The following is a 12,242-nucleotide window of genomic DNA, read 5'->3' on the forward strand; positions in this document are numbered from 1 at the left end:
CGAAATTGGATCACCGTGACCGCGCGACCAGCGGGGACGGCGTAATGACGACCGGAATCGAAGACCGGCTGCTGGGCCGGGTCCGCGAGCTCGGGAGCGTGGCCGTCGCCTTCTCGGGCGGCGTCGACTCGGCCCTCGTGCTGGCCGCGGCCGTGCGGGTGCTGCCGGCCGGGCGCGTGCTGGCGGCGATCGCCGACTCGCCCAGCCTGGCCAGGGCGGAACTCGGTGCCGCGCGGGGGATCGCGGCCGATCTCGGCGTCGAGCTGGCCGAGGTCCCCGGCACCGAGCTGGCCGTTCCCGGCTACCGGGACAACGCCGGCGACCGCTGCTATTTCTGCAAGCAGGCGGTGCTCGGCGCGATCGGCGGGCTGGCCGTGCGGCGCGGGTTCGCGCACGTGGCGACCGGGACGCACGCCGACGACCACCGCGCCCTGCACCGCCCCGGCCTGCGTGCGGCCCGTGAGCTGCGCGTCGTCGAGCCGCTGGCCGAGGCCGGGCTGGGCAAGCGCGATGTCCGGGCGCTGGCCGCCGCGTGGTCGCTGCCCGTCGCCGACAAGCCGTCGGCGCCCTGCCTGGCATCACGTATCTCCGTGGGCGTCCCCGTCTCTTTAGGAAGGTTGGGACTGGTGGAACGCGCCGAGATCGCCGTGGGCGCGCGGTTGGCCGAGGCGGGGATCCGCCCCCGTGACCTGCGCGTCCGCCTGCTCGGCCGAGGATTCCGGGTGGAGGTGGATGGCCCTTCGCACACGGCCGTCGAAGCGCGGCCGGGACTCGCCGCCGCCGTGGTGGGCGAGCTCGGCGGTCTCGGCCTGAGCGGACCGGGAGTGGTCGCGGCCTATCGCGCGCCCGCACTCGCACCGCCGCCTTAGGCTATTTGCGCGCGCGTTCGCCGTGGTGAATTATGCCGTCACCGAACGGGGTATGAAAAAACCACATACCGAACCCGCAGGTTTCGCGTTGGATTTGTTCGGCAGCCAATCGCGACTATTCGTGTACGGTCCGCATCGGTCATTGTCCGATGCCGTGCCGAAAACACCGTGTCGGTTATTACGTCTTGCCGAGCGCATTTTTCGGCTATGTTTCCCGAGTTCGGCGCGCGGCCGCTGCGAGCGGTAGCCGTTCGCGTACGGTGGGGGAGGATCTGATGTACTTCGAGTTGCTCGGCACTTTGCGGGTCCAGCGTGACGGGGAGCGGGTGGACCTCGGCGGTCTCCGGCAGCAGCGGCTGCTGGCGATGCTGCTGCTCAGCGCGAACCGGGTGGTCGGCGCCGACCGGCTGCTGGAGGCCATGTGGGACGGTGAGCCGCCGGTGACCGCGCGAAGACAGCTCCACAACGCCGTCGCGGCGCTGAGACGCAGCTTCGGCACGGCCAAGCACATCCTCGTCAAGGACGGGCCCGGCTACCGCATCACCGTCGACCCGCAGGACGTCGACGCGCACCGCTTCACCCGGATGGTCGCGGCGGCGTCGGCGGCGGCCTCCGCCGGACGCGCCACCGCGGCCGCCGAGCACCTGGAGGCGGCGCTCGCCCTGTGGACCGGGCCCGCGCTGTCGGGCTTGAACAACCCGGTGTTCGAGATCGTCGCCGCGCGGTTCGAGGAGAACCGGCTGACCGCGACCGAACGGCTCATCGGGCTGCGCCTGGACGGCGGCGAGGCGTCGGCGCTGGTGCCGCAGCTGGGTGAGCTCGTCTCGCGGCACCCGCTGCGCGAGGGGACGCGCAAGCTGCTGATGCTGGCGCTGCACCGGTGCGGGCGCACGGCCGACGCGCTCAACGCGTACGAACAGGGCCGGCGGATGCTGCGCGACGAGCTCGGCGTCGACCCCGGTGCGAGCATCCGCGAGCTGTACGAACGGATCCTGCGCGACGACCTGCCGAAGCGGCGGCCCGAGCCGGCGCCGGGCCGGTCGTTCCTGCCGTACGACACCGCGCACTTCACCGGCCGCGCCGAGGAGCTGCGGTTCCTGTCCGTGAGCCGTCCGGCGGGAACCGCGCTGAGCATCCTGGCGATCGACGGCATGGGGGGCGTCGGCAAGACGACGCTGGCGGTCCGGCTCGCCCACCAGCTGGCGCACCGGTTTCCCGATGGGCACCTCTACATCGACCTGCACGGGCACACGGCGGGCCAGGAGCCGCTCGACCCGGACGCGGCGCTCGAGCGGCTGCTGCTCGACTTCGGGCTCGCGCCGGACCGGATCCCCCGCGACAGCAGGCAACGCGCGGCGCGCTGGCGCGCGGAGGTCGCCGAGCGGCGGGTCCTCGTGGTGCTGGACAACGCCCTCGACGCGCGGCAGGTCCGCCCGTTGCTGCCCGGCACGGGAAAGGCGCAGGTGATCATCACGAGCCGGCGTCGCCTGGCCGGCCTCGACGGGGTGACGTCCCGTTCGCTGGACGTGTTCCCGCCGCCGGACGCGGCGGCGCTGTTCACCCGGATCGCCGGACCGGAGCGCACGGCGGCGTGGCCGGACGTCGTCGCGGAGGTGGTGGCCCTGTGCGGGCACCTGCCGCTGGCGGTCGCGATCGCGGCGTGCCGGTTCCACAACCGGCCGGCGTGGTCGCTCGACGACCTGGCGTTCCGGCTGCGCGACCGCGGCACGCGGCTCGCCGAGCTGAGCCTGGAGGATCGCAGCGTCGAGGCCCGGCTGGAGGTGTCGTACGAGCGGTTGCCCGCCGGGCAGCGCCGGCTGTTCCGGGCCTTGGGCGCGTTCGACGGCGAGGAGCTCGACGCGGCCGACGCGGCGCTGCTGCTGGGGCAGCCGGTGCCGGAGGCGGAACGGTTGCTGGAAGAGCTGTTCGACGCCCACGTGCTGCGGCAGCGGGCCGCGGGGCGCTACCACTTCCACGACCTGGTCCGGGAGCACGCGCGGGCGAAGGCGGAGGAGCACGCGACGCTGCTGACGACGTTCGGCCGGACGACGCTGCACGCGGTCGACGAGCTGGAGTGCAGCGTCGGCTGAACCTCCTGGGGTGCCTGGAAAACCGTCCGCGGCCTGCCGGCCCGGGCGGTTTCCGCTGTCTGCCGGTGACCGGGCGAACGCGCAGTGCCACGCCGATATCCGTTGCCTCGCAACGCCATCGGTGCCGATGCAGCACCGATGCACCGGCAAGGCCGCGCCGATGGCCCGCTCGGGCACGCTCGGCCGTGGGAGTAGACCGCAGCAGAAAGTGATGCCATGGAGTTCACGCACAAGACCGTCCTGAGCCCCGAACTGCGGGCCCGGGTGCTCGCGGATCCGAGCATCGGCGGGGGGAACCTGCTGCCCGCCATGCTGGAGCTCAACCCGTACCCGGACGAGCCGTTCATCCACTCGCTCACGCCGATCCCGTACACCGACGGCGAAACGAAGCACTGGTTCAGCCTCCGCGACCTCGACCACCTCGTGCAGAGCTGGTCGGTCTGGTACCTCGGACAGGGTGTGCGGCCGCACGACCGGGTCGCGGTCTTCCCGCCGGACTCCATCCAGTACTTCCTGCACCTTTCGGCGCTCGCGCGGATCGGCGCGATCTCCATGCTCATCAACAGCAACGCGAAGCGGGACAGCGCCGTCGCCCTGATCGAGCGCAGCGGGGCCATCGGCCTCTACACCGACTCCGAACGCCTCGACCGGATCGCCCCGGACCTCGACCGGCTGAACCTGAAGTGGGTGCACACGCGCCAGGACGGGCCGCCGTCGGCCGTCCTGCCCGACGCGGACCGCTTCCGGCACCACCCGGACGACCCCGTCGGCCTCATGCACTCCTCCGGCACCACCGGCCTGCCGAAGCCCGTCATCCACACCCACAAGACCATTTTGGACGGTCCGAAGTGGCGTGCGGTGAACTACAAGGAAGAGCCCGACGCGCTGATCCTGAACGCGCTTCCGCAGTCGCACCAGGGGTGCGTGTCGTTCAACGCCTACGCCGTGCTGGGCGGCCAGCCGATGGTCGTCCACCGGGACGTCTCCGGCGCCGAGCTCGCCGAGGCCGTCGAGGCGCACCGGCCGACCATGGTGATGGCGTTCGGCCACGCCTACCCGGAGCTGGCGGCGATCGAGACGCCGCGGGGTGCCCTCGACTCGGTGAACATCTGGGTGTCCATGGCGGACGCCATCCACGAGCGGCACCTGAAGAACATCCTGGGCCGCCGCTCGCCGGAGCGGCCGCCGGCCGCGTTCCTCGACCGGCTCGGCACCACCGAGCTGGGCTGGGGCGTGCTCATGCAGCCGCGCACCCTGGCGACCGAGCGCAACGACCGCTGCGTCGGCAAGCCGGTCGGGTTCGCCGAGGTCGCGATCGTGCGGGAGAACGGCACGCTCGCCGAGCCCTACGAATACGGCTTCCTCGGGGCGAAGCCGCCGTCGATGACGGTCGGGTACTGGGGCAACCAGGACACCTACTACCGCAGCAAGCTCGCCGGCTACTGGCTGACCGGGGACGTCGCCTACCGGGACGAAGAGGGCAACTTCTACCAGGTCGACCGCGCGGTCGACGTCGTGCACACGGCCTCCGGGCCCGGTTACTCGGTGCTGATGGAAGAGCTCGTCATCAACGAGGTCTCCGGTGTCGAGGACTGCACCGTCGTGGCCGGCGACCACCGCGGCGAGAAGGTCGCCGTGGCCGTCGTGACCGGCCGGGACGTGGACGCGGAGAAGGTGCTGTTCGCGGCCAACGAAGCCCTGCGGGCCAACGGGAAGCCCGAACTGTCCGTCGTCGAGGTCGCCGGCGGCGAAGACGACTTCCCGCTCGGTGTCACCGGGAAGTCGCTCAAGCGCTTCCTCCGCGACAAGTACAAGGACCTCGCCGTGTACGTCCGTGACCGCCGGGGCAAGAGCCTCGCCACCAGCGACGCGCTGGCATGAAACCCCTCCGGGAAGAGACGATCGCCGTGACCGACCAAGACCTCCTGCTCGTGTTCGACGAGACCGTGACCCGCGCCAGGGTCGACGGCTGGCTGCGGTACCTGGAGTCCGCGGGCACGCCGACGCAGATGTACCGGCTGGGGGCGAGCCACGTCCTGCCGGTGTCCGGAGTGGACAACGCCGATCTGCTCGCCGCGGCCGCGGACCTGCCCCTCCCGACCCGGCGCGTGACCCGGGGCGGCGAGGCGTGGCTGGGCCGCCGGGAGATCCGCCCGGCCGGCACGGAGGTGTCCCTCGGCCCGGCCACGATCGGCGACGGCTCGGTCGCGGTGATCGCCGGCCCGTGCGCGGTCGAGACGCCGGAGCAGATGCTCGCGACGGCGGAGCTCGTCGCCGGACACGGTGCCGTCGGCCTGCGCGGCGGGGTCTTCAAGCCGCGGACGTCGCCGCATTCGTTCCAGGGTCTCGGGTTCTCCGGGCTGGAGCTGCTCGTCGAGGCGCGGAAGCGGACGGGTTTGCCGTTCGTCACCGAGGTCGTGGACGCGGAGCACGTCAAACGGCTGGCCGAGGTCGTCGACGGCTTCCAGATCGGCGCGCGGAACATGCAGAACTTCGCGCTGCTGAGCGCGGTGGGCCAGAGCGGCCTGCCGGTCGTGCTCAAGCGCGGGTTCGGCTGCACCGTCGAAGAGACGCTCGCCGCCGGGGAGTACCTGCTGCTCGAAGGCAACGACCAGGTGGTCCTGTGCGAGCGCGGCATCCGCACGTTCGAGCCGTCGTCGCGCTTCACGCTCGACCTGACGGCGGTGGCGCTGTGGAAGCAGCGCACCCACCTGCCGGTCATCGTGGACCCGAGCCACTCGGGCGGCCGTCCGGAGCTGGTCGAGCCGCTGTCGCTCGCGGCCATCGCGGCCGGCGCGGACGCGCTGCTGATCGACGTGCACGTCCGGCCGGAAGAGGCGCTGTGCGACGCGAAGCAGGCGTTGCGGCCGGAGCAGTTCGCCGGGCTGATGACCCGGCTCGCCGGCGCCGCGGCCGGGCTGGGCCGAAGCCTGCAGAAACGCTGACCAAGACGTCGTGAGTGAGAAACTGTGTTCTAACCCAGTTTCTCACTCACGACCAGTACGGGAGTGGGAGACAGTGTTCGGGGAGACGTCGGAGATCGCCGTGGTCGGGCTCGGCCCGCGCGGGCTGTCGGTCGCGGAACGGCTGAGCGCCAACGCCGGTGTGCTCGTGCCGCGGAACCACCGGCTCGTGGTGCACCTCGTCGACCCGCGGCTGGCCGACGGCGGCCAGGTGTGGCGCAGCACGCAGGACCGCGTGCTGCTGATGAACACCGTCGCCGGCCAGGTGACGATGTTCGTCGACGAGACCGTCGACTGCGCGGGCCCGGTCGTGCGCGGCCCGAGCCTGTACGAATGGGCGCGGTCGATCGCCCTGCTCGGCAGCCCGGACGTGCCGGACGCCGTCCGGGCCGAAGCCGAGGCGCTCGGTCCGGACGACTACCCGTCACGGGCGTTCTACGGCAGCTACCTGCGCTGGACGCGGCGGCGGATCACGCGAACCGCGCCGCCGTCGCTGTGGTTCGTGGCCCACCAGGCGCGGGCGGTCGACGTCCGGGACGGCCGCGCCGGACGGCAGGACGTCGTGCTGGCCGACGGCACGACCATCGGCGGGCTGGCCGCCGTCGTGCTCGCGCTGGGCCACCAGCCGCACGAGCTCAGCCCGGCTGAAGCGGGCCTGAGCCGGTACGCCGAGCGCCACGGCCTGCGCTACTTCGCGCCGGGCAACCCGGCCGACGCGTCGCCGTCCGGCGTGCCCGCGGGGGAGCCGGTGCTGCTGCGCGGGATGGGCCTGAACTTCTTCGACCACCTGGCCCTGCTCACGCTCGGACGCGGCGGCGAGTTCACCCGCGAGCCGGGTGGCGCGCTGACGTACGTGCCGTCCGGCCGGGAACCGCGGCTGGTCGCCGGATCGCGGCGCGGGGTGCCGTACCAGGCCCGTGCCCGCAACGAGAAGGGCGCGTCCGGCCGGCACGAACCGCGGTTCTTGACGCCGGCGGTGATCGGGCGGCTGCGGGACGGCGCCGACTTCCGCCGGGACGTCTGGCCGTTGATCGACCAGGAGGTCCGCACGGTCTTCTACGCGGCCCAGGTGCGGGAGCAGGGGTGCGCCTGCGACGTCGGGGAGTTCACCGAGGCGTTCTCGGCGGCCGGGCCCGCGGAGGTGCCGCTCGACGGCGATCCGCTGGCGGTGCGGGAGACCGAGGCGCAGCGGATCGTCCTGGCGAAGTTCGGGCTCGACCGGAGCTGGGACTGGCGGCGCGTCGCGGTGCCCTACATGGCCGCCGACCTCGCCTCGACGGCGACGTTCCGGACGTGGCTGCGGTCCGCTGTGGACACCGAGCTGGCCGAGGCGCGCAAGGGCAACGTGACCGGTCCGCTCAAGGCGGCCACAGACGTCCTTCGCGACCTGCGCAACGAGATCCGGCTGGTCGTCGACCACGGCGGGATCTCCGGCGCGTCCTACCGCGACGACCTGCGGCGCTGGTACATGCCGCTCAACGCGTACCTGTCGATCGGCCCGCCCGCCGAGCGCGTCGAGCAGTTCGGCGCGCTGCTGGACGCGGGCGTGCTGGAGGTCATGGGCCCGGACCTGCGGATCGAGGGCGCGGACGGCCGGTTCGTCGCCCGGTCGGCGGCGTGCCCCGACGTGGTCGTCCGCGCGAAGACGCTGATCGAGGCCCGCCTGCCGGACACCGACGTGCGGCGCACGACGGATCCCCTGCTGCGCGCGTTGCTCGCCCGCGGCGAGTGCCGCCCGTACCGCATCGGCGAGTTCGAGACGGGCGGCCTGGCGGTGACGCGGCGGCCGTACCACGTGCTGGACACGCGAGACCGGCCCCACCCGAGGCGGTTCGCGTTCGGCGTGCCGACGGAGGCGGTCCACTGGGTGACGGCGGCGGGCATCCGCCCCGGAGTCAATTCGGTGATCCTCGGCGACGCGGACGCGATCGCCCGGTCATGTCTGCGGATCGCGGCCGAGCAGGACGACCTGGGGAGGACCGCGTGAGCGAGCTGCTCGCCCCCGCGTGGGCCGCGACCGGCGCCGGCGAACTCGTCGACGACCGCGCGCTCCTGACCGCGATGCTCGCCACCGAGGTCGCCCTCGCCGAAGCCCAGGCCGAACTGGGCGTCATCCCCGAGGAAGCCGCCAAGGCCATCCGCGCCGCCGCCGTGCCGGAAAACCTCGATCCGCGGGCCATCGCCGAGGGCGTCCGCGAGACCGCGAACCCCGTGGTCGCGTTCGTCGCCGGGCTCACCGCCGCCGTCGACCCCGCCGCCGCCGAGTACGTGCACCGCGGCAGCACCAGCCAGGACATCCTCGACACCGCCCTGATGCTGCTGTGCAGGTCGACGCTCGACCGCGTCACCCGAGACCTCGTGGCGACGGCCGGCCAGCTCGCCGGGCACGTCCGCGCGCACCGGGACACGCCGATGGCCGGGCGCACCCTGACCCAGCACGCCGTGCCGGTGACCTTCGGGCTCAAGGCGGCGACCTGGCTGCACCTCGTCCTCGACGCCGTCGAGCGGGTGCGGCGGGCGCGCGCGGCGCTGCCGGTGTCACTCGGCGGTGCGGCCGGCACCCTCGCCGCCTACGAGGAGTACGGTCCCGGGTCGCTGGAGCTGCCGGACCTGGTGGCCCGCAAACTCGGCCTGGCCCCGCAAACCCTGCCGTGGCACGGGATCCGCACGCCCATCGCCGACGTCGCGTCGGCGCTGCTGGTCACCGCCGGCGCGCTCGGCAAGATCGCCGCGGACGTCCTCGTGCTGTCGCGCACCGAGATCGGCGAGGTCGCCGAAGAACGCGCGCCGGGACGCGGGGCGTCCTCGGCCATGCCGCAGAAGCACAACCCGGTGTTCGCGACGCTGGTGGCGACCGCGGCCCGGCAGCTGCCGCCGCTCGCCGTCGTGCTGTTCGGGTCGATGGCCGTCGAGGACGAACGCTCCTCGGGCGGCTGGCACGCGGAGTGGCAGCCGCTGCGGGACGCCCTGCGCATCACGGCCGGTGCCGCGGCGAACGCGGCGAGGCTGGCCGAAACCCTGCGGGTGCGCCCCGACGCGATGGCGGCGAACCTGCGGCTCACCCGGGGCGCGATCGTCTCCGAACGCGTCAACGCCGTCCTGGCCCCGGCGCTCGGCAAGGCCGCCGCCAAGCGCCTGCTGGCCGAGGCCACCGCCGAAGCCGAGCGCACCGGGGCGGACCTGGCCGACCTGCTCGACGTGGACCCGGGCCTGCTGGACCCGGCGGCCTACACCGGGCTCGCCGGGCCACTGGCCGACCGGGCCCTGGCCCGCTTCGAACGCGAGGAGTTCTGATGACCACCCTGGAGTTCGCGCCCGAGCGGGTCGAGCCGATGCCCGCCGAGCAGCGCGAAGAACTGCTGCGCATGCCGGGGTTCGGTTCGCTCTACTCCGACCACATGGTGACCGCGCGGTGGACCGCCGGCCGCGGGTGGCACGACGCCCGGACCGGCCCGCTCGCCGCGTTCACCCTGCACCCGGCCACCATGGCACTCCACTATGGACAGACGGTCTTCGAGGGGCTGAAGGCGTTCTGGCGCCCGGACGGGCAGCGGGCGCTGTTCCGGCCCCGCGACCACGCCGCCCGGTTCGCCCGGTCGGCCCGCCGGATGGCCATGCCCGAGCTGGCGGAGGCGGACTTCGTCGCGGGCGTCGAGGCGCTGCTGCGCGTGGACGGCGCCTGGGTGCCGCGCCCGCGTGGCCAGAGCTTCTACCTGCGGCCGTTCCTGATCGCCGCGGAGACGCACCTGTCGAACCGGCCCGCCGAGGAGTACCTGTTCGCCGTGATCGGCAGCCCCGCCCGGCCCGCCACGGCCGAGCCGGCGCCGATCCGGCTGTGGGCGTCGCCCGAGTACGTCCGCGCGGCCGACGGCGGGACGGGCACGATCAAGTGCGGGGGCAACTACGGCGGGTCCTACATCGCGCAGCGGGAAGCCGCGGCGCACGGGTGCGACCAGGTCGTCTGGCTGGACGCGCGCGAGCGCCGGTACGTCGAAGAGGTCGGCGGGTCCAACCTGTTCTTCGTCGAGGGCGACCGGCTCGTCACGCCGCCCCTGAGCGGGACGCTGCTGGCCGGCATCACCCGCGACTCGATCCTGCGGCTCGCCGGGCGGCTCGGCCTGACCGTCGCGGAGGAGCCGGTCACCCTCGACGACTGGGAGCGCGGCTGCCGGGCGGACCGCATCACCGAGACGTTCGCGTGCGGCACCGCGCGTGCCGTGGCCCCGGTCGGGCACGCCGTGACACCGGACGGCGAGTGGGCCGTCGGCGACGGCACCACGGGCCCGGTCACCCGCCGCCTGCTGAACGCCCTGCTGGACGTCCAGTACGGCGAGGCGCCCGACGAGTTCGGCTGGCTGCACGCCGTCACCACCGGGTCGTGAGTGAGAAACAGTGTTCTAACCCTGTTTCTCACTCACGACCCCTGTACCGAGAGGCACCCGTGAACGTCGACTTCTACTTCGATCCCGCCTGTCCCTTCGCCTGGATCACCTCGCGGTGGATCCTCGAGGTCGACCGGCACCGCGACCTCGCGCTGCGGTTCCGGGTGATGAGCCTCGGCGTGCTCAACGAAGACCGGGAGATCGAGCCGTGGTACCGCGAGTTCTGCGACCGCTCGTGGGGCCCGGTCCGCGTCTGCGTCGCCGCCGCGCAGCACCACGGCGAAGACGTGCTGCGCGACCTCTACACCGCGCTGGGCACCCGGATCCACAACGGACGGAACAAGGACTTCCCCGAGGTCGTCGCGCAGGCGCTGGCCGAAGTCGGGTTGCCGGCCGGGCTCGCCGGAGCCGCGGACAGCACCGACTACGACGAGGCTCTGCGCAAGAGCCACGCCGAGGCGCTGGAACCGGTCGGCGCGGACCTCGGCACGCCGGCGATCCACGTCGACGGCACCGGTTTCTTCGGCCCGGTGCTCAACGCCATCCCGCGCGGCCGGGACGCGGTGGACCTCTTCGACGGCGTGGTGGCGCTCGCGCGCAACCCGCACTTCTTCGAGCTGAAGCGGGCCCGGACGCCGGGCTTGAACTACGAGTGAGGGAACGGACATGAGACGCATCGGGTTCGTCGAGTCGAACCGGTCCGGGTCCGGCTTCGACGCCCTGCGGGCGGCGCGCGGGCTGGGGCTGCACGTCACCTTCTTCAGCTGCGGGCTGGACCGCTACCACGCGACGCCGGGCGGCACCGAGGTGCTCGAAACCTGCGTCGACGAGTTCGTGTCCTGTCCGACGCACGAGCTGGAACCGCTGTTGGAGGCGGTGAAGGCGGTTGACGCCGCGAAGCCGCTCGACGCGCTGCTTTCGGTGGCCGAGTACGAGGTCATCCAGGCCGCCGAGGCGGCCCGTCAGCTCGGCCTGCCCGGCCCGGACCCGGCCGCCATCCGGATCGCTCGCGACAAGGCCGCGCAACGGCGGCGGTGGGCCGCGCGCGGCGTGCCCGTGCCGGAGTTCCGCGTCGTCACGACGGCCGAGCAGGCCGTGCGGGCCGCGGCCGAGATCGGGTTTCCGTGCGTGGTGAAGGCGGTCGACGAGACCAGCGGCGCGCACGTCGTCCGCTGCACGACGCCGGCGGAGGTGACCGGGACGTTCACCGCGATCCGGTCCGCCGCGACGAACCGCCGCGGCCAGCCGCGGTCGCCCGAGGTGCTCGTCGAGGAGTGCCTCGTCGGGTTCGAGGTCAGCGTGGAGATCCTGGCGGACGCGGGGACCGTCCGCGTGCTCGGGGTGACCGACAAGATCCTGGGCGGCCGCAACCGGTTCGTCGAGCTGGGGCACAGCTTCCCGACGGCGCTGCCCGGCGACGTCCGGCGTGAGCTGGAGGCGGCCGCGGTGGCCGCCACCGAGGCCGTGGGCTTCGACCTCGGCATCGCGCACGTCGAGATCAAGTACACCGGCGCGGGCCCGAAGCTGATCGAGATCAACCCGCGCCCGGCGGGCGACCGGATCACCGAGCTGATGGACGCGAGCTTCGGGTGGTGCACGATGGAGCTGCTGATCCGCCAGTACCTCGGGGAGCCCGCCGGCGACGTCGTGACCGAGCCGGCGCGCGGCGCGGCCATCCGGTACCTCACCGCCGACCCCGGGATCGTCACCGAGGTGAGCGGCCTGGACATCGCCGCCGCGGTCCCCGGGGTCCGCGAAGCCGGGGTGTCGGTCGAGCCCGGTGGGCGGGTCGATCCGTTGCGGGTGAACGAAGACCGCGTCGGTCACGTCCTCACGACGGCGTCCGACGCCTACCTGGCGGGCCGGATCGCCGAGGCCGCCGCCCAGCAGATCGTGGTCGGCACCCGCGCCGATGCGCCGCCGATGGCCCGCTGATGG

9 protein-coding genes are annotated in these 12,242 nt (G+C 73.1%); all 9 read left to right on the top strand.

The window, feature by feature from the left end:
* Positions 1–44: 44 nt before the first annotated feature.
* The 9 genes from larE (at position 45) to AA23TX_RS06055 (ending at position 12,239) form a co-directional block, all read left to right on the top strand.
* On the top strand, positions 45–869 hold the full coding sequence (gene larE / locus AA23TX_RS06015) for an ATP-dependent sacrificial sulfur transferase LarE (protein WP_155541580.1): 825 nt from the start codon (positions 45–47) through the stop codon (positions 867–869).
* A gap of 275 nt (positions 870–1,144) precedes the next feature.
* Positions 1,145–2,959: an AfsR/SARP family transcriptional regulator gene (locus AA23TX_RS06020; RefSeq protein ID WP_196425195.1), complete on the top strand. Its 1,815-nt coding sequence runs from the start codon at positions 1,145–1,147 to the stop codon at positions 2,957–2,959.
* A 216-nt stretch (positions 2,960–3,175) separates the two neighbouring features.
* Positions 3,176–4,840 (top strand): class I adenylate-forming enzyme family protein, encoded by a 1,665-nt coding sequence (locus AA23TX_RS06025; protein ID WP_155541582.1) that lies wholly within the window; start codon positions 3,176–3,178, stop codon positions 4,838–4,840.
* Positions 4,837–5,904: a 3-deoxy-7-phosphoheptulonate synthase gene (aroF, locus tag AA23TX_RS06030; protein WP_155541583.1), complete on the top strand. Its 1,068-nt coding sequence runs from the start codon at positions 4,837–4,839 to the stop codon at positions 5,902–5,904. Before AA23TX_RS06025 ends, aroF begins: the two co-directional genes overlap by 4 nt.
* A 73-nt stretch (positions 5,905–5,977) precedes the next feature.
* Positions 5,978–7,909: an FAD/NAD(P)-binding protein gene (locus AA23TX_RS06035; RefSeq protein ID WP_155541584.1), complete on the top strand. Its 1,932-nt coding sequence runs from the start codon at positions 5,978–5,980 to the stop codon at positions 7,907–7,909.
* Positions 7,906–9,216: a 3-carboxy-cis,cis-muconate cycloisomerase gene (pcaB, locus tag AA23TX_RS06040; protein WP_155541585.1), complete on the top strand. Its 1,311-nt coding sequence runs from the start codon at positions 7,906–7,908 to the stop codon at positions 9,214–9,216. Before AA23TX_RS06035 ends, pcaB begins: the two co-directional genes overlap by 4 nt.
* Positions 9,216–10,304, top strand: a complete 1,089-nt coding sequence (locus AA23TX_RS06045) for a branched-chain amino acid aminotransferase (RefSeq protein WP_155541586.1) — start codon at positions 9,216–9,218, stop codon at positions 10,302–10,304. Before pcaB ends, AA23TX_RS06045 begins: the two co-directional genes overlap by 1 nt.
* Positions 10,305–10,363: 59 nt before the next feature.
* A complete protein-coding gene (locus tag AA23TX_RS06050) occupies positions 10,364–10,960 on the top strand; it encodes a mycothiol-dependent nitroreductase Rv2466c family protein (RefSeq protein ID WP_230862363.1) in 597 nt (198 codons plus the stop codon).
* Between the two features lie 10 nt (positions 10,961–10,970).
* Complete coding sequence (locus AA23TX_RS06055; protein WP_155541587.1) at positions 10,971–12,239, top strand: ATP-grasp domain-containing protein; 1,269 nt, start codon at positions 10,971–10,973, stop codon at positions 12,237–12,239.
* Positions 12,240–12,242: the final 3 nt, after the last annotated feature.

This window comes from Amycolatopsis camponoti, assembly GCF_902497555.1.
GTDB classification, from domain to species: Bacteria; Actinomycetota; Actinomycetes; order Mycobacteriales; family Pseudonocardiaceae; genus Amycolatopsis; species Amycolatopsis camponoti.